Origin of the sequence: Polyangium sp. 6x1 (genome assembly GCF_029946515.1) — a bacterium.
GTDB lineage: Bacteria > Myxococcota_A > Polyangia > Polyangiales > Polyangiaceae > Polyangium.
The window spans coordinates 43,680-60,954 of sequence record NZ_JARZHH010000066.1 but is presented as its reverse complement, the minus strand read 5'-3'; the positions used below and the strand labels follow the sequence as shown (position 1 = coordinate 60,954).

General features: G+C 68.5%; 12 protein-coding genes, 1 rRNA gene and 1 pseudogene. 10 read left to right on the top strand and 4 right to left on the bottom strand.

Annotated features, from left to right (window positions below):
• Both QHF85_RS39800 and QHF85_RS39795 read right to left on the bottom strand, forming a co-directional pair.
• Positions 1 to 125 (bottom strand): 16S ribosomal RNA (locus QHF85_RS39800); the annotation flags it as partial.
• 907 nt (positions 126 to 1,032) lie between these two features.
• On the bottom strand, positions 1,033 to 1,419 hold the full coding sequence (locus QHF85_RS39795) for a hypothetical protein (protein ID WP_281332651.1): 387 nt from the start codon (positions 1,417 to 1,419) through the stop codon (positions 1,033 to 1,035).
• A gap of 371 nt (positions 1,420 to 1,790) precedes the next feature.
• Here QHF85_RS39795 and QHF85_RS39790 point away from each other — a divergent pair, with 371 nt between their 5' ends.
• The gene (locus QHF85_RS39790) at positions 1,791 to 3,323 is read left to right on the top strand and encodes an RtcB family protein (RefSeq protein WP_281332650.1); all 1,533 of its coding nucleotides are present in this window, start codon (positions 1,791 to 1,793) and stop codon (positions 3,321 to 3,323) included.
• 521 nt (positions 3,324 to 3,844) lie between these two features.
• Positions 3,845 to 5,578, top strand: a complete 1,734-nt coding sequence (locus QHF85_RS39785) for a serine/threonine protein kinase (protein ID WP_281332649.1) — start codon at positions 3,845 to 3,847, stop codon at positions 5,576 to 5,578.
• Here the strand turns inward: QHF85_RS39785 and QHF85_RS39780 are convergent.
• Positions 5,575 to 6,561 carry a hypothetical protein gene (locus QHF85_RS39780; RefSeq protein WP_281332648.1) on the bottom strand — a complete coding sequence of 329 codons (987 nt, stop codon included), beginning with the start codon at positions 6,559 to 6,561 and terminating at the stop codon, positions 5,575 to 5,577. The genes QHF85_RS39785 and QHF85_RS39780 overlap by 4 nt on opposite strands.
• Positions 6,562 to 7,119: 558 nt before the next feature.
• Entirely contained in the window at positions 7,120 to 7,455 is a 336-nt protein-coding gene (locus QHF85_RS39775) for a hypothetical protein (protein WP_281332647.1), read from the bottom strand.
• Between the two features lie 175 nt (positions 7,456 to 7,630).
• Here QHF85_RS39775 and QHF85_RS39770 point away from each other — a divergent pair, with 175 nt between their 5' ends.
• The 8 genes and pseudogenes from QHF85_RS39770 to QHF85_RS39735 all read left to right on the top strand — a co-directional run bounded on the left by QHF85_RS39770 (position 7,631) and on the right by QHF85_RS39735 (position 17,124).
• The gene (locus tag QHF85_RS39770; protein WP_281332646.1) at positions 7,631 to 9,511 is read left to right on the top strand and encodes a 4-alpha-glucanotransferase; all 1,881 of its coding nucleotides are present in this window, start codon (positions 7,631 to 7,633) and stop codon (positions 9,509 to 9,511) included.
• 453 nt (positions 9,512 to 9,964) lie between these two features.
• Positions 9,965 to 11,284, top strand: a complete 1,320-nt coding sequence (locus QHF85_RS39765) for a serine/threonine protein kinase (protein ID WP_281332645.1) — start codon at positions 9,965 to 9,967, stop codon at positions 11,282 to 11,284.
• A 13-nt stretch (positions 11,285 to 11,297) separates the two neighbouring features.
• The gene (locus tag QHF85_RS39760; RefSeq protein ID WP_281332644.1) at positions 11,298 to 12,068 is read left to right on the top strand and encodes a tetratricopeptide repeat protein; all 771 of its coding nucleotides are present in this window, start codon (positions 11,298 to 11,300) and stop codon (positions 12,066 to 12,068) included.
• Positions 12,069 to 12,077: 9 nt separating this feature from the next.
• Positions 12,078 to 12,806 carry a hypothetical protein gene (locus tag QHF85_RS39755; protein ID WP_281332643.1) on the top strand — a complete coding sequence of 243 codons (729 nt, stop codon included), beginning with the start codon at positions 12,078 to 12,080 and terminating at the stop codon, positions 12,804 to 12,806.
• Position 12,807: 1 nt separating this feature from the next.
• Positions 12,808 to 14,844 carry a type VI secretion system tip protein TssI/VgrG gene (gene tssI / locus QHF85_RS39750; RefSeq protein ID WP_281332642.1) on the top strand — a complete coding sequence of 679 codons (2,037 nt, stop codon included), beginning with the start codon at positions 12,808 to 12,810 and terminating at the stop codon, positions 14,842 to 14,844.
• Positions 14,845 to 14,858: 14 nt separating this feature from the next.
• Positions 14,859 to 15,128, top strand: a pseudogene (locus tag QHF85_RS39745) (PAAR domain-containing protein); the annotation flags it as partial.
• A 62-nt stretch (positions 15,129 to 15,190) separates the two neighbouring features.
• On the top strand, positions 15,191 to 16,024 hold the full coding sequence (locus tag QHF85_RS39740; RefSeq protein WP_281332640.1) for a DUF4123 domain-containing protein: 834 nt from the start codon (positions 15,191 to 15,193) through the stop codon (positions 16,022 to 16,024).
• Complete coding sequence (locus tag QHF85_RS39735; protein ID WP_281332639.1) at positions 16,021 to 17,124, top strand: DNA/RNA non-specific endonuclease; 1,104 nt, start codon at positions 16,021 to 16,023, stop codon at positions 17,122 to 17,124. Before QHF85_RS39740 ends, QHF85_RS39735 begins: the two co-directional genes overlap by 4 nt.
• The last annotated feature ends 151 nt before the right edge of the window (positions 17,125 to 17,275 follow it).

Here is a 17,275-nt window from a genome sequence, read left to right as displayed (position 1 = left end):
AGGTTACCTACGTGTTACTCACCCGTGCGCCGCTTTACCGGGGCCGAAGCCCTTTCTCGCACGACTTGCATGTGTTAGGCGCGCCGCTAACGTTCGTTCTGAGCCAGGATCAAACTCTCCAGTTAAATTCGCTGGAGGTCACCTCGGTCCGGCTAAAGACCGGGTGACGGCTCATGCCTCATGGGCATGACGTGTTGCCTGAACCGTGCTTGCGCAGGTTCGAGGCGAGGGCCACGTCACCACACGTTAATGCGTGTTGCGTACAATCCAGTTTTCAAGGACCGAGCCGAGGGGCTTCGCAAAGCTCACCTCGTTCGTGCGGACGCTGGTCGTGCCCGAAGGGACGCCATCGTCGGCAATCTCAGCCATCATCCCGCAGATCCGCCGATGCGGACCATTCACGAGACGACCTCGAGCGGGAATGGTCTCTTTCAAAACCACGCAGGCTCGGGGACCCGCCGAGGACAGCGCCTTGCGGCGCCCTTTGCCTCTCAGCGAGGGGCGGCTCTTTAAACCGCCTCGTTCGCCTTGTCAACATCTATCCGAGAATATTTTTCACATTCTCTGGACCGGCGAACCTTACTGAGGACAGCGCCTTGCGGCGCCCTTTGCCTCTCAGCGAGGGGCGGCTCTTTAAACCGCCTCGTTCGCCTTGTCAACATCTATCCGAGAACATTTTCACATTCTCTGGACCGGCGAACCTCACTGAAGACCGCGCCTTGCGGCGCCCTTTGTCTCTCAGCGAGGGGCGGCTCTTTAAACCGCCTCGTTCGCCGTGTCAACATCCGTCCGAGAATATTTTCACATCCTCTGGACCGGTGAACCTCTCCGAAGACAGCGCCTCGCGGCGCCCTGTGTCTCTCGGCGAGGGCGGCTCTCTAAAACGCGTCGTCCGCCTTGTCAACAACCGATCATCCGAAGGTCGAGAATATTTTCAAGATCCTCCGGACCTGGCGACCTGACCGAGGACGGCACCTCGCGGCGCCCTCTGTCTCTCAGCAAGAGATCATCCTAACCGCGCCCGCCTTGGCGTCAACCACCCGACGATCCGGAGCCGCGCGGCTTGCTCTCTTCATGTTGCGGCAGCGCGCCCTTCGGCACGACCGGCTCGGAGGCGCGGTCGGCCTCCTCCGACGGCCCCTGCTCCACGAACGGCTTGGCGAACGACGCGCCGACTTCGCCGGCCCCCGCGCTCGATGGCTCCTGCGAGAGGGCCACGCCGCCTCGCCCCGATTCCTCGTACGGGCCGCCGAACGAACCAGGCGAGCGCATCTCCGCGTCGGGCGGGTGGGGCGTGCCGAACGGGTAGATTCCCTTCGATTGATCGACCTCGTCCGTACGGCCTTTCCCCTGCGTGAGAGGGTTCTTTGTTTCATCGTCGCGCACCATCTCGTCCTCCACCGTGCACACGGGGTGCACCCGACCTGCGCATCCTGTTGCCGGGGGCGGCGTGCATTCGATATGCCGGCAGCGGCGAGGGCGCGCGGGCTCTACCTTGACAAATAGAATGCGCTCGCATATCGTGGGCGCGGCTGCTGCGAAGTTCGCTTTCCTCGGGCGCGCTTCGGAGTTCAAACGAACCGGGGTAAAGGTCGCGGGTCGGCGACGGATCGTCGGCGTGCGAGCGTGAGGAGACGTGCGTCCTCTGGATAGGATGCGCTCCCGAGCTCGGCGTCGCGGCGACGCACGACCTGCACGATAGCGTTCGTTCGTTCGCAAGGCGTTCGCACGGCAGAACGTGCAAGCGCCTCGGGAAAGCAGCCATGGGCAATCTTCGCCTGGATGCGGTCGTGCGCCGACAAGACAGCGCGCTCGCCCGCATCGAAAGTCGTTTCGGTGTTCCCATCACGCTCATCGCGCGGCCCGACGTCTCCGTGGAGGCAGAGGGCATCGCAGAGCTCCTCGAATTCGTTTCGATCCAAGACACGCTCCTCTCCATCTGGGACGAGGAGCGCAAAGGCCGCATCACGCCCTTCTGGGGCGATGGGCCCGGCAGCCTCGCGGCCGTCGTGCTGACGCCGGATTTCCACAAAGGATCCGGCATCCCCGTGGGCACGGTGGCCGACGCACGCGGATTCGTCGTTCCCCGCGCGGTGGGCAACGACGTCTGCTGCGGCATGCGCCTCGCCGTCACAGACGTGACCCAGGAGGAGCTCCTGCCGCACATGGCCGCCTTGAAAAAGCGTCTGCGGGCGATCTTCTTTCAGGGCCAGCGCAACATCCCCATGTCCCCCCGCCAGCGCGAAGCGCTGCTCCGGGACGGTCTCTGGGGCCTCGCCGAGACCGCCGCCGATAACCAGAGCACTGGAATCTGGCGGTATTACGACCCCACCCGGGAGCTCTGCGATCTCGAGCGGGTCCATTTCAACGGCGCCCTTCCCACGGAGGACACATTCGCCTTCGCGAGCTTCATCCGCGCCTCGGGCGCCAACGACGGCCGGGACATCCAGATCGGATCGGTCGGCGGAGGCAACCATTTCGTGGAGTTGCAGCGCGTGGACGAGGTCGTCGACGGCCACGCGGCGCACGCCTTCGGCCTCGCCCGCGGAGCCGTGACGATCATGGCGCACTCGGGCTCCGTCGGCCTCGGCCACATGGTAGGCGGCCATTTCATGGCCCGCGCCCACGAGCTCTACCCAAGAGGCCTACCCCACCCAGCGCACGGCTTCTACGTCATGCCGACATGGGGGCCGCTCGCCGCAGAGGCCGCCGCCTACCTGTCCGCGATGCGCAACGCAGCAAACTTCGCCTTCGGAAACCGGCTCTTCCTCGTGCTGATGGCAGCACGCGCCATGAGCGAGGTCCTCGGGCGAACCGTGGAGACGCGGCTCGTCTACGACGCGCCACACAACCTCATCTGGGAGCCGGAGGCCAGGGCAGGGCGATTCCTCCATCGCAAAGGCGCAACGCCCGCACCAGGGCCAGACCCCTTCGCGAGCCCCTTCCAGTACACCGGGCATCCAGTGATCATCCCAGGCTCGATGGGCGACGCGAGCTGGGTGCTCGCAGGCCTCGGGAACGAGGCGCTCCTCGCAAGCGCCTGTCACGGCGCAGGCCGTAGCCTGACACGGGGACAAGCAAGCCACGTGAGCGACACCGTATACCGAGAATCAACGAAGAAACTCGACGTGGTAACCCCGATCGATCCCGAAGCGCCCTCCCTGCGCGGGCGGCGCGACATCCTGGAAAAATACCACCGCCGAATGAAGGAGGAGGCCCCCTACGCCTACAAGGCCATCACCCCCGTCGTGCGATCCGTCGAAGACGCCGGCGTGGCACGGCGAGTCGTACGGCTCTCGCCGATCGCCACGGTGAAAGGATGAGCGCGGGTGTCATCGGGGAAGCGCCGCGCCGGGGCGCTGCCCCGGGCCCCGCGGGGGCTCTTCGCCCCTCGACCCGAACCAGGGCCAGCCCTGGACCTCTGGGCATCGACTGCGCAAAGCGCAATCGATGCGGGGAATTTTCAAGCTGTCCGCCCCCTCTTCGCAGGGCCAGCCCTGGACCTTTCGGGGAAGAACTGCGCATCGCGCAGTTCTTCCCACAGGCCGGTGGCAAGACCATGGCGGCGCGTCTCACGCATCGACGGGCGTTGCCGGTCGAACCGTCTTGGCTGGCAGGATCGCCCGTGGTCTTGACCTGGCCCGTTCGATGAACTGCGCATCGCGCAGTTCATCGACCCCGAGTCCAGCGCTTGCGCTGGTCCAGGTCCAGGAGCGGACAGCTCCTGGTGGGGCCTGGGGCAACGCCCCAGCGAAACGCCCCCAAACCAGATGGAAACCTGCCCGACCACCGGGTTTGTTGGCCCGCGTGCGTGGCCTTCGTAGCATGCGCCGAAGGGCGCGATATGGGAAACGAAGCAGTGCGGAGCCAGGTCGCGGTAGGCGAGGTCCTCGCGGGGAAGTATCGCGTCGAGCGCCTCCTCGGCATGGGCGGCATGGGCGTCGTGGTCGCTGCCACGCACCTCGAGCTCCGGGACGAGCGGGCCATCAAGCTGGTCCGCTCGGAGCTCACGCACCCGCAGATCATCGAACGATTCCTCCGCGAGGCGCGTGTCGTCGTGAAGCTCCGGAGCGAGCATGTCGCCCAGGTGTACGACATTGGCCGGCTGCCTTCGGGCGCTCCTTTCATGGTCATGGAGCTGCTCCACGGCGACGACCTCTCGGCGCTGCTCAAGAAACGGGGCACGTTGCCGGTGCACGAGGCCGTGCTCTACGTCATGCAGGCTTGCGACGCGCTCGCCGAGGCCCATGGGCGCGGGATCGTCCACCGGGATCTCAAGCCGGCGAACCTGTTCCTCACGCACCGCGAGGATGGCTCTCCTTGCATCAAGGTCCTTGATTTTGGCGTCTCGAAGCACGTGCCCGAGGATGGCGAGTCGAGCGACGTGGAGATGACGAGCAACGGCGACATCATGGGCTCGCCGCTGTACATGGCGCCGGAGCAGATGCGCGCGGCCCGGGAGGTCGACGCGCGGGCTGACATCTGGGCGCTCGGCGCCATCCTTTACAAGCTCCTCACGGGTCGCGCGCCGTTCCAGCGCGCCACCACGCCCGAGATCTGCATGGCCGTGCTCGGCAGCGAGATGGCTCCGCTCCCGTCGTCCGTTCACGCGGGCATCCCGTCCGGGCTCGAGGCCGTCATCATGCGGTGCCTCAGCAAGGACGTCGATTCGCGGTTCACGCGCGCCCTCGACCTCAAGGCTGCGCTCTCGCCCTACAGCGAGCGCCGCGAAGGCTGGGCCGAGGATGAGCGCGCGTCGCTCCTCGACGATCCGCGCTCGTCGTCGAGGGGCTCGAACAGCTCGCGCCCGATCCCCAAGAACATCGACGCCATTCTGCTCGGCTGCATCGGCAAGGATTCGGGCCGCCGCGCTGCGCGGGCGAAGGGACGTCGGACCCGGTCGGATCCTTTCCTCAAGCGCGCCGCAGCCGCCGACCTGAGCACGCTCACCGCGCCCGCCGACCCGCCTTGCGAAATGCCCCGCGATCCCGAGCTCTCTTGCTCGGGTGGCGGCACTGTCCCTATGGGGAGCACCGATCTTCGCAGAGCCCGGGAGATGGGCTTGGGGCGTCCGACCCAGTCCTCGCAGCCCGTGATGTCCGCGTTCCAGGCCGAACCGGCCGGGCTCTCGGCCGCGATGAACCCCGGGGAGACGATCGACGAGGCGACCGCGCTCGCTCCGCCGCGGCTGCCGAGCTTCCCCGCGCTGCCGCCTCCGTCGGTGCGCACATCACTCCCGACCTTTCCCGTGCCGAGCGCCGGTGAGCCCATGGGCAACAGCATGGCGCCCTGGGATTACGCGCTGGCCCCGCCGGCGCCTCGCCGCGCGAAATCGGTCGCGCTCCTGGCGAGCGCGACGACGGCTGCTTTCATCGTCGTCGCGCTCGTCATGGCGTTCACCACGGGGGGCGAGAAGAACGTCGCGGAAGGCGCGGTGCGCGGCGCGGACATGCGCCCCGCGGCGGGTGGCATGCCCGCGCCCGCGGAGCCTGCGATCGAGCCGCAGCCCGAAATCGCAACGCCGGACGCGAGCGCGTCCGCGACGGCTCCCGTCGCGGCGGACGACGCGACGCGCTAGGGCACGCAATACGCGACGGTCCTGCCCCCGAGCATGGCCGTCTCGCAGCCGCCGAAGCCTTGCGCCTTGCAATCGACCTTCGCCGGCGTCCCCAGGTCGCAGAACGAGACGGTGCTGCCCTCGCAGGACTCCGCCGCCCCGAGATCGCAGCTCGGCTCGACGAACCCGCACGCCGCGCCCCCGGCAAAGGCTCCGCTCTGCACGAAGCCGCAGCTTTGGCCCTCGGGTGACAGCGCGGCGCAGTCACGCCGTCCGATCTTCCCGCCCGCACACGTCTCCAGCACGTCGCCGTTGCACGCCTGCGAGAAGAAGCTGCAATCCTCGCCTTTGCCGATGCAGCCGATGTCGTTGCGTTGCTTGTCGAAGCCGCAGGTCTCCCCGGCGATCGTGACCCTCTTCTCCCCATCCTGCCCGTTGATGTGCACCATGTTGTACTGCGTGCGGCAATCGATCCGCTCGAGAACGCCAGCCGCGGTGCATTCGACGAGCACGTCGGGATCATCGGCGGCGCAGGTCGTCTTCGTCTCGCCGAACGTGCAGGTCTCCTTGCCGCAGCCGGCCCAGATGCCCTTGTGGCAGGAGAGCCCCGCGGCCGCGCAGTCCATGGCGGCGGTCGGCTTGCCGTCGGGGTCGCAAAGAACCCAGGTCTGACCCTCGCAGATGTCGTCGGCAGGGGCCGCGGCGCACGCCGACGCAAAGGTGTCCTTGGGCGGGGTGCAGGCGCGGACGGTGGCGCAGTCCTTCGCGGCGAGCTTGCAATCGAGGCTCGCGATCTCGAGCCGCAGCGTGCCGGTGGCCGCCCAGGTCCAGGGCTCGTCGAGCACATGGCCGAGGCAAGCCTGCATGCCGATCGGCTGACCTCCCTCGGCATCGCATGCGTTGATGCGCAGGCAGTCGGCGATCCGCGCCTCCAACTCCGGCGGCGGCGGAGGCGCAGGCGCAGGCGTCTCGGGGTCGTTCCCGGCGCACGAAAGCAAAAGCATGGACAGAAGAATCCAAGAAGAACGGTGGAGCATGCGCGCTCTCTAGCGCGCCGCTGGCTCCTCGCCGGCCGGCAGCAGCAAAATGGCGCCACCCGTGTCGCTGGGGCGTTGCCCCAGACCCCACCCGGGGCTGTCCGCCCCGGGACCCGGACCAGCGCCCGCGCTGGACTGAGGGTCGATGAACTGCGCGATGCGCAGTTCATCGAACAGGCCCGGTCAAGACTGGCGACGACCCTGCCCGCCAAGACGGCGGCGCTGACGGTTCGACCGGCAACGCCCGTCGCAGCGTGAGAGGACCTCCATGGTCTTGCCACCGGCCTGTGGGAAGAACTGCGCATCGCGCAGTTCTTCCCCGAAAGGTCCAGGGCTGGCCCTGCGAAGAGGGGGGCGGGCAGCTTGAAAAACTCTCCCCGCATCGACTGCGCTTCGCGCAGTCGATGCCCAGAGGTCCAGGGCTGGCCCTGGTTCGGGTCGAGGGGCGAACAGCCCCCGCGGGGCCCGGGGCAGCGCCCCGGCGCAACGGCTCCCCGCGGGGGCTCTAAGGTAAGGTTTGTCCGCCTAGAACCTACGCCCTGGCCGCCCGCGATCTTCGAGCAGGCGCGCCGAGTCGGGCGCGTTCGAGGGGGCCGTCATGCGCGACGTTTGCGCGCCTTCTGGCGTGGAGGCCTCGTTCGTCTCTACGATCCACGAGGCGAGTGCGAGCAGGACGAACCCAAGGAGAAGGATTGCGGCGACGATCGCTGTCGCCATGGGCAAACGAATTCGAACGCCATCGACATGATTCATCTCGAGCGTCACGAACACCTCCGCGAAAGGGACGGACTCGAAACGGGTGGCTTGCGGCGCCTCTGCGCCGATCTTCGAGCCCCCCTCGATGTCCGTCCGATGGTCCACCGCCGCTCGAAAAGAGCGGCACCTTCATCGTCCGTCGATCGGCGCACATTTTATCGATCTGGGCCGCGAAATCGAGGGAAATCAGGGATTCGCTGGGACATTGAATGTCCATCCGACGCGCTTGGACGCTGGCCGCGTGACGCCGCCCCGCTGCGCGGGTAGGCTCCGCCCCTGCATGAACACGCGCGCCGAGGAATGTGAGCTCACTCGCGAGGCCTTGCGCCTCCTTGGCGTCGACAGGCTCGCACTTGCCATCCACGATCCGAGCTTTCCTGCGGATCCCGACGAGGACATCGGCCGCGGATCGCCTTACACCCGCGCTGCCGCGCGATTTTTCCGTTTTGCCCGCGACCTCGGCTTCAGTGCGATTCTCCTCGGCCCGCAAGGGGAGCTCTCGGCTGACAACGCCTCGCCGTACGATGGCGCTTGCTTTTCGCGCGCCACTGTCTCCATCGCCCTCGCGCCGCTCGCGCGGGATCCTGCCTGGGGTGGCCTCCTTCGCTCGGGGACGCTCGCTTCTCTCCTCGAGGATCGGCCCCGCGCTCCGGCCGGCCGCGCGCATCATCGCTACGCGTCTGCTGCCGTTCGCCGTGCGCTCGACGAGGCGTTCGCGTCATTCCAGGAGAAACGTCGGCTTGGCGCCTTGCCTCCCGCGCTCGCCTCGTTCGCTGCGCGGCTCGACGCGTGGCGCGCGCGCAACATCGGCTGGATCGAGCGGGATGCGCTGTACGAGCGCCTCGCCGTCGAACACGGCCGCGGCCATTTCGAGGACTGGCCCGCCCTGGACGCGCGCCTCTTCGCGCCTTTGCCCGGCGACGAGGCTGCGGCGGCTGCGCGGATCGCGGCGCTCCGGTCACGCTCTGCGGAGAGCATCGAGGCGCACGCGTTTCGCCAGCTCCTCGCGCGCGAACAGCATGCGGCCTTGCGCGCGCACCTCGCTTCGCTCGACCTCTTCCTTTATGGCGACCTCGCCGTGGGCCTCGCCCTGCAGGACGAATGGTCGAACCTCTCGATTTTCCTTTCGGGCTACCGCATGGGCGCGCCGCCGAGCCGCACGAACCCCGAGGGACAGCCTTGGGGGTATCCCGTCCTCGATCCTGCGTGTGTTCGCGGCGCTGCGCGGACCTTCCTCCGCGCGCGCATGGACGCGATGTTCGAGGCCTATGACGGCGTGCGAATCGACCATCCCCACGGGCTCGTCGACCCGTGGGTGTATGTGACCTCCGCGGACGACCCGCTCGCGGCCGTCCAGCACGGCGCGCGCCTCCGCTCCTCGCCGGATCTGCCCGATCACCCGCGCCTCGCCGCGTTTGCCATTGCACGTCCGTCACAGCTCGACCGAGGCGTCCCGCGGCATGCAGAGGAATGGGTTCGCGCGCTCGACGCCGCCCAGGTGGGCGAATACGGAAGCCTCTTCGATGTCCTGGTCGAAGCCGCGGAGGCGAGGGGGCGCGCCGTCGATACGCTGTTTGCCGAGGTCCTGAGCACGCTGCCGGCGCAGGTCGGGGCGGTGCTCGCGCGGCATGGGCTCGGGCGATTCCGCGTGACCCAGAAGGCGAACGTCGACGATCCGCGCGACGTCTACCGCAGCGAGAACGCCGAGGCGGCCGACTGGATCATGATGGGCACGCACGACACGCCCTCGATGTGGGAGCTCGCGGCGTCGTGGCGGACCGAGGGCAAGCTCGCGGCGCAGGCCGCTCACCTCGCGCGGCGGCTCGGCGCGCCGGCGCTCGAGGCGGACCTCGTGCGGGACGCGGGCCTGCTCGTCTCGGCGAAGCTCGCCGACGCCCTGGCGAGCGACGCCCGGAGCGCGATGATCTTCTTCACCGACCTTTTCGGGATGCGGGAGCGGTACAACTTGCCCGGCTCGATCAGCGACGACAACTGGTCGCTCCGCGTGCCCGAGGGGTGGGAGACGGGGTACTTCGAGGCGCGACGCCGGGGCGAGGCGCTCGACCTCCGGCGGGCGCTCGCGCTCGCGCTCCGGGCGCGTGCGGCCGGGACGACGGGCGACCTCGAAACGCTCGCGGCGCGGCTCTTCGCCCTGCCTTGAGCGGCGCCTCTGCCCGATCCCGACCCCACACACGTGCCAGCTCGGAAACCCGGTCCCGCCGGCGACCTGTGAAGCTTCACAGCCGCGAACACCGGTCGGCGCGCGGGACCCACACACGCGCCGGGTGACGAGAGGAAACCTCGATCCGCGGCTGGCAGACGTCACGGACGGGCGGGGAGCTCGGGGCGGGTGGGTCCCACACGTCACAGGGGCCGAAAGCAGATCACTTCGGCGAGGTGACACATGTGGGACCTCGCGTCGGAGGTCCCCGAAATGCCGCTGTGACGAATGCCAGCGGGCGCGGGCGGTCGGATCGAACGACTGGGACGTGTGTGGGCGCATTCGAGCGCGCGGCGTCCCCATTCACAGCAAGAACGTGCGGTGGAATGGGCTTGCCGCATTCCTTTCGGATCGTACCCTGTCGCGGATTGTCGGGCGGGAGGGGGACTTTCGTTGAACAGCGGGGACATCATCGCCTCGAGATACGTGCTCGAGCGACCGCTGGCGAAGGGCGGGATGGGGGCCGTGTGGGTGGCGCGGCACCTCGAGCTCGACGCGCTCGTCGCCCTCAAGGTCATGGCGCCCGAGCACGCGGACACCTTTTTCGCGCGTGACAGATTCCAGCGCGAAGCGAGGGCCTGCGCGCAGATCCAGCACCCGAACGTCGTGGCCGTCCACGATTACGGCGTCGCGGACGACGTGCCGTTCCTCGTCATGGAGCTCCTCCAGGGCGAGGATCTGCAAACCTGCCTCGCCCGGGAGAAGCGCCTCTCGCTGCCCGCGGCCATTGCCGTGATCCTGCCGGTCTGCAAGGGGCTCCGGCGCGCGCACGAGCTCGGGATCATTCACCGCGACATCAAGCCGAGCAACGTCTTCCTCGCGCGCCAGGGCGACGACACCCTCGTGAAGATCCTCGATTTCGGCGTCGCGCGGATCACGCACGAGGTCTCCGGCCAGACGACCCACACGGGGGTCTTGCTCGGCTCGCCGAGCTACATGAGCCCCGAACAGGCGCGCGGCCGGCGCGTGGATCATCGCAGCGATCTCTGGTCGCTCGCGGTCGTTCTTTACGAATGCCTGACGGGACGGCTGCCGTTCGGCGCCCGCGCGCTCGGCGATCTGCTCATCGAGCTTTGCACCGAGCCGGTCCCTCCTCCCACGACGATCACGCCCGATCTGCCGGCCGTCGTCGATGCCTTTTTCACGCGGGCGCTCGCGCGCACTCCGGACGATCGATTCCAGAGCGCGGAGGCCTTCGCCGAGGCGCTCGCCTCGCTCCGGTCCGGAATGCCGAACCTCACGATCGGTCCGCCCGACGTGCGGGAACGCGATCCCTCGATGCCCGAGGTCTCCCTCTCCCAGACCCCGCCGCCCACGTTCTCGCCCACCGCGCCCGGCGTCGCCACCACGATAGGCCTGAGCCGCCCACGGGCCGCCAAGCTCGCGCTTGGAATCGCCGCCCCGGTCGTCCTCGGCCTCGGCGCGCTCGCCGCCTATGGTTTGTCCTCGCCCGCGGAGCCCCTCGAAACGGCGGTCGCGGCGCCGGCGGATCCCATTTCGTCACGTCCGCCCGAGAGCCCCGCGCCCACGGCCAGCGTCTCCCCGACGCCGGCGCCGTCCGCGACGCCCACAACCCCGGAATCGACGCCCTCGGCCGCGCCGCCTCCGGTCGCGTCCGCCGAGACGCCCCCGAACCGCGCGCGGCGCGCCCCGGTCAAACGCCCTTCGCCGCCTCCGCCCGTGCCTAGCCGCGATCCGACCTTCGGCTTCTGAATCGGGAGATTGCATGCGCCTTCGTTGGCTCTTTCCCTTCGCAACCGCGTTCCTCTTCACGCTCGCGCCGCCGGCCGGAGCCGCGGAGCCGCGCGCTTCGAGCGTGCAGGACAAACGCGCCCTCGCCCTGGAGCACGCGCACCAGGGGCTCGATGCGTATCGCGAAGGACGTTTCGAGGAGGCCTACGAGCACTTCCGCGAGGCCCAGGCGCTCTTCCCCGCGCCCACCTTGCTCGTGCACATGGCGCGTTGTCAGCGAAGGCTCGGCAAGGTCGTCGAGGCGAAGGCGCTTTACGAAGAGGTCCTCGCGCAGCCGTTACCGAAGAACGCGCCGCCTCCTTTCGTGGAGGCGCGCCACGATGCCGAGCGCGAGCTTTCCGAAATGGAGGCCAAGCTCGCCGCGGAGAAAAAGGTCACGGAGCGCCCCGCGCCCGCCCCGCCGCGAGGTTCCATCGTCCCCGGCGTGATCACGCTGGGCCTCGGCGCGGTCGGCCTCGGGGTCGGGACCGTGACCGGGGCGCTGTCGATGGCGAAGGTGTCCGATATTCGCAGCCGCTGTCAGGACGAGCATTGCGTCTCGGCCGATCGCGCCGCGGCCGATCAGGCCCGGACGCTCGGCCACGTCTCCACGGCGGCATTCGTCGTGGGAGGCGCCGCGGCGGCGGCCGGCGTGCTCTTGCTCGTCCTCCGTCCGGGCGGCGGGGCGGACAAAACCACGGGCGCCGCAAAGGATCTCCGCGTCTCCGTGGGGATCGGCCGGGCGGAATTCGAGCTTCGTTATTGAGGGACGTCCATGCACTTGTTTCTTCGTGCCTCGGCGCGCCGGGGCCTCGGCGCGCTCCTCGGGGCGGCAGGGATCCAGGGAGCGCTCGGGTGCAATACGATCACGGGGGTCGACGCGCTGCGCTTCGAGCCGTGCGCGCCGAGCTTCACGGAATCGACGCCGACGGCCGCGCAAGGCAGCGACGGCGGCAGCGCCTTCGAGGACGATTGCCCGGAAGGCCAGGTCCTCGTGGGCCTGCGGGGCGGCGTGAACGGCGATGTCGTGTCAGGGATCAGCGGCCTTTGCGGGGTCGTGCAGGTCTCGGAGACGTATCCGTTCGCGGTCACGATCACGCCTGGGACCGCGATGCTGGGCGTGCATGGGGTGATGTCCTCGGAGGAGCCGGAGGCGCGGATGTGCCCGCCGAACGAAATGGTCGTCGGCTTCAGCGGGAGCACGTTCCTGTACGACCCCGGCAATCCTCGTCCCATTCTCCTGCGCGTCTCGCTCCTCTGCGCGCCGGTCCTCGTGGATGGCACGGCCGCCGCGCCGGCGCTCTCGCTCGGCGAGGCCACGGGCACGCCCTCGCTCGGCGGCGCGGACGGTCAAGGAGACAGCTTCGAGCCCATTCATTGCCCCGAGAACCAGGTCGCCCGGGTGCTCCAGGGGCGCTCGGGTTTGCTCGTCGACGCTTTGGCCCTCGGTTGCGCGGAGCTCTCGCTTTCGTGTCCGTGGGCCCCGGCCGCCTCGGAGGAGTGACATGCGCGGCTTCCACTTGCTCTTCGAATCGTTCAAGCCGAAGACCCCACGGGAGGATCTCTCCGTGCGCACGTTCTCGGTGCGCGAGGCGATCTCCGAGCCGTTCGAGGTCTCGATCATGGCGCGCTCGCACGATGCGAGCATCGACCTCGAGGCCATCGTGGGCAAACCCGCGAGCTTCGTCATGGAGCGGGGAGACCATTTTTCCATCGGCCAGGCCCGCCGCCGCTGGGAGGGCATCTGCACGCACATCGAGCAGGTCCGCGTCGAGGACTCGGAGACCGGCGAGTCCACCTACACGCTGACGATCCTGCCCAAGCTATGGCTGCTCGGGCAGCGGCTCGGCTACCGGGTCTTTCAGCATCTCTCCATCCCGGACATCGTGGACAAGGTGCTCGGCGAATGGAAAATCCAGCACAAGTGGGCCATCGATCGGGGCGCGTATCCGCGGCTCGAATACCGGGTCCAGTACGGCGAGAGCGAGCTTTCGTTCCTGTCGCGCCTGCTGGAGGACGCGGGCATCGCGTACACGTTCCCCGACGAGGACGGCGCCGGCACCATGCTTCAGTTCTCGGACGCGCTCGCCGCCGGCAAGCCGCACCCGCGCTCGCCCTTGACGTTCGACGACGCGCCGAACCGCACCGCGCCGAAGGAATACGTGACGGCCGTGCAAATGAGTCACCGCGTGCGGCCGGGCGCGTACGTCGTGCGCGACCACGACTTCCGCCGCCCCGACTTTCCGATCCAGGGCGAGGCCCCGCCCGCGAAGGACCCGGAGCACCGGTACGAGCAATTCCATTACCGCCCGGGCGCGCTGCTCGTCGAGACCACGAAGGGCGCCGGCGCCACGCCCGTCGCCGACGACAAGGGAACGGCGCGGCGCGACGAGGCGTTTGGCGTCACCCGCGCGACGCAGAGCCTCCACGCGGAGCGTCACGAAAAGCGGGTCGTCTCGTACGTCACGAATTCGATGATCCTCTCACCCGGGGTCATTTTCGTCATCCAGGACCACCCGCACCAGGGCCTCGCCGCGCAGCGGTTGCTGGTGACCGAGCTTTGCTTGTCGGGCAGCGTCGTGACGGAGTGGGACATGAGCGGCCGGGCCGTGTTCGCGCCCGATCCGTACAGGCCGCCGATGACGACGCCCAAGCCGCGGGCGTTCGGGATGGAGAGCGCGGTGGTGGTCGGGCCGCGGGGGCAGGAGATCCACACCGACGAATTCGGTCGCATTCGCGTGCAATTTCCGTGGGACCGGGAGGGCAAACACGACGACGACAGCTCGTGCTGGATTCGCGTGAGCCAGGGCTGGGCGGGGACGGGCATGGGCTCCCTGACGATTCCGCGCGTGGGGCAAGAGGTGCTCGTGGGGTTCCTCGGCGGCGACCCGGACCAGCCGATCGTGGTCGGGCGGGTCTTCAATGGGAAAAACCTCGTGCCGTACAAGCTCCCCGACCACAAGACGAGGAGCACGCTGAAGAGCGCGTCGTCGCCCGGCGGAGGCGGCTCGAACGAGCTCATGTTCGAGGATGCGCGAGGAAAAGAGCTCGTGTACGTGCAGGCGCAGCGCGACTATTACGCGCGGGTGCTCGGCGACGAGCACGAGCAGATCCAGGGCCATCACCAGATGCTGGTCGGACGGCGCCAGGATATCGTGATCCGGGCCGAGAAAAAGGAGCTCGTGGGCGGGCGGAGTGATCTGCACGTGCGAGGGGACGAGCGCAGGCAGGTGGACGGCAAGGCGTCGATCACGGTGGGCGGGAGCCGGCACGAGAAGGCCGCGCAGAGCCACGCGATCGAGGCCGGGAAAGAGATTCACCTCGCGGCCGGGACGTCGGTCGTGATCGAGGGCGCGCTCGATCTCACGCTGAAAGGGCCCGGGGGGTTCATTCGAATCGATCCGAGCGGCGTGTCCATCGTGGGCAACCTGGTGCGAATCAACAGCGGAGGCGCGCCCGGCGCGGGGAGCGGGGCACGCCCGGACGCCCCCGAGGACGCGATCGAGGCCATCGTGGACGTGCCCGGCGCGGGCGCGCCGTAATCGAGGAGGGAAACATGCCGCCTGCTGCGCGCGTGACCGATTTGCATGTTTGTCCGATGATGCCGACGGGTGGGCCGGTCCTGCCGCCGTGTGATCCGCGCGTGCTCATCGGGTACATGCCCGCGGCGCGCGTGGGCGACGTGGCGACGTGCGCGGGGCCGCCGGACGTGATCGTCGGGGGCGAGGCGACGGTGCTGATCGGATATCGACCGGCGGCGCGGCTCGGGGATCCGACGGCGCGCGGGGGGATGATCACGATGGGCTGTCCGAACGTGCTGATCGGCTCGTCCGCGCAGGCGCGGACGCTCGAACGCGCGGCGCAGGAGGGGACGCCGCTCTGCGAGCCATGCGAGTGATCCTGGAGGTGCAATGGGGGCGGCTCGCGTCGAAGCGGGCAGCGCTCACGCCGGGCGGGTCGCTGCGCGTGGGGCGGACGGAGCTCGCCGATTTCGTGGTCGCGCACGATCGACGGATGTCCGGCATGCATTTCGAGGTGTCGTGGGACGGGGCGCGTTGCCTCGTCCGGGACCTCGCGAGCGATACGGGGACGTGGCTCGACGGGCAGGTGGTGCGCAAAGGGGAGGCGCGGCACATGTCCTGGATCCGCGCAGGAGATACGGTATTCATGATCTTCTTCGAGGGAGCGACCACGCGCCCGCGCGAAGCGGATCCGCCGGACGTCGCCTCGCGCAAGGAAGAGGCGCGCGCCGCATTGCAGGCCGAGAAAACACCGCTGTTCGCGCTGCTCGACGGGGCACGTGACAAGCGAATCCTGGAGCTTTTGCACGAATCGGTGGACGAACACCGATCGCTGTACGAGGGCGTGCAAGGCGACGCGCTGGGCGACGTGGCGCCTTATCTGGTGCACCTGTCGTCGGAGAGCGCGCTGTCGGAAAAACTCCTCGACGAGGGATGGGGCCGGAGCTGGGGCGTATATCTGACGAGCGCGCGTCCGCTCGCGGACGTGCGGCAGCATCTGCGCCGGCTCACGATGGTGGAGGCGGAGGGGGAGACGAAGCGGCTCTATTTCCGATTTCAGGACCCGCGGGTGCTCCGGCGATTTCTGGCGATGAGCAACACACGGCAACGAGGGGAGATGTTCGGCTCGACCCTCGAAGCTTTCTTGATGGAGGGGGAGCAAGGCGAGGTGATTCGCGCCTCGTGCCCATCGGCGCCATGAGGTTCACGGGAGACCAGATGGCGCAATGGCAGGTCCAAGAGCCGAGCGTCCAGCGGTGTGTGCGTGGCGCCACGCGGCTCCGCGGAGCCCCCGCGTACCAGCGAGAATCGTTCGCCTACCAAGGGCAAGCGCGCGAGCGGCCTTCAGGCGTGACGTTCGAGCTCGCCGCAGGCGGCGCGAGGGGGCGAAAGCGCCCACGCGAGGAGCTCGAAACGCCGCTCGCACTCGTGGCGCCCGGCGGCGCGGTCGATCCAATGGTCTTTCACATGGATCGATTCCACCTCGTCGCACACCGATGGGGCGGAAGCAAGGAGAGCGAAAACCTGGTCCCCGCCTACGCCGGATTCAACCGGACGGAATGGAGCAACTTCGAAGGCGAGATCGACAAAGTCGTGCAAGCACGCGGCGGCCCCGTACGAGTGACCATCACGCCCGGCTACGACGACACGCAGGACCCACGCGTGCCCGTGCGCCTTCACGTGAAGGTCGAGGAAGAGCTCCTCGACGGCATCTTCGTGCAGCGGCACAATGGATGGTTCGTGCCAACACCCCCAACGGCGCAACGCGCCGAGGACCGATGGCTCGAAGCGCTCATCGCCCAGCACCACGACAACTTCGTAGCCTCGGGCTTCAGCGCGCACATGCTCCACGATCCCTCAGGCATGCCACTCAACCTCCCAAACGAGCCCGGCCCCCACGCCATCCTGGATTATCTGCACATAAACGGGCACCTGGCAGGGACGGCCGCGCAAAACGTGACGCTCAAAAACGGCCAGGAGTTCACAGCCGCACAGCGGGACCTGATCCTCATGCACAACCGCATCCGCAACCAAAGCGGATTCGTGATCTCGGAATCCCCCACAGACCCCGCGCGCAGCTGGCCCGCGCCGCCAGGCCGCCCCCCCGGCACGCTGCTCGACGGCAGCACGCACGCCGCACCGCAGGTCGATCACATGTACCCCCAAGCCCACAACGGCTCGAACGCCTACAGCAACGCAATGGTGATGAGCGCACAGCACAACAACGAAAAACGGAGCAGCGTGACCCCCGACGTCCAAGCAGAGTCCGCCCTCAACCGGCGGCGCTCGCCCCGAGGGTGAGCGGGGCGCCTCGCTGGGGCGTTGCCCCAGGCCCCACCAGGGGCTGTCCGCCCCTGGACCCGGACCAGCGCAAGCGCTGGACTCGTGGTCGATGAACTGCGCGATGCGCAGTTCATCGAACGGGTCAGGTCAAGACCAGCGGGCGACTCTG

Coding starts and splice junctions, on each gene's coding strand:
- QHF85_RS39740 (WP_281332640.1), top strand. CDS start 15,191: ATGCGAGTGATCCTGGAGGTGCAATGGGGGCGGCTCGCGTCGAAGCGG.
- QHF85_RS39780 (WP_281332648.1), bottom strand. CDS start 6,561: ATGCTTTTGCTTTCGTGCGCCGGGAACGACCCCGAGACGCCTGCGCCT.
- tssI (WP_281332642.1), top strand. CDS start 12,808: ATGCGCGGCTTCCACTTGCTCTTCGAATCGTTCAAGCCGAAGACCCCA.
- QHF85_RS39770 (WP_281332646.1), top strand. CDS start 7,631: ATGAACACGCGCGCCGAGGAATGTGAGCTCACTCGCGAGGCCTTGCGC.
- QHF85_RS39755 (WP_281332643.1), top strand. CDS start 12,078: ATGCACTTGTTTCTTCGTGCCTCGGCGCGCCGGGGCCTCGGCGCGCTC.
- QHF85_RS39735 (WP_281332639.1), top strand. CDS start 16,021: ATGAGGTTCACGGGAGACCAGATGGCGCAATGGCAGGTCCAAGAGCCG.
- QHF85_RS39785 (WP_281332649.1), top strand. CDS start 3,845: ATGGGAAACGAAGCAGTGCGGAGCCAGGTCGCGGTAGGCGAGGTCCTC.
- QHF85_RS39760 (WP_281332644.1), top strand. CDS start 11,298: ATGCGCCTTCGTTGGCTCTTTCCCTTCGCAACCGCGTTCCTCTTCACG.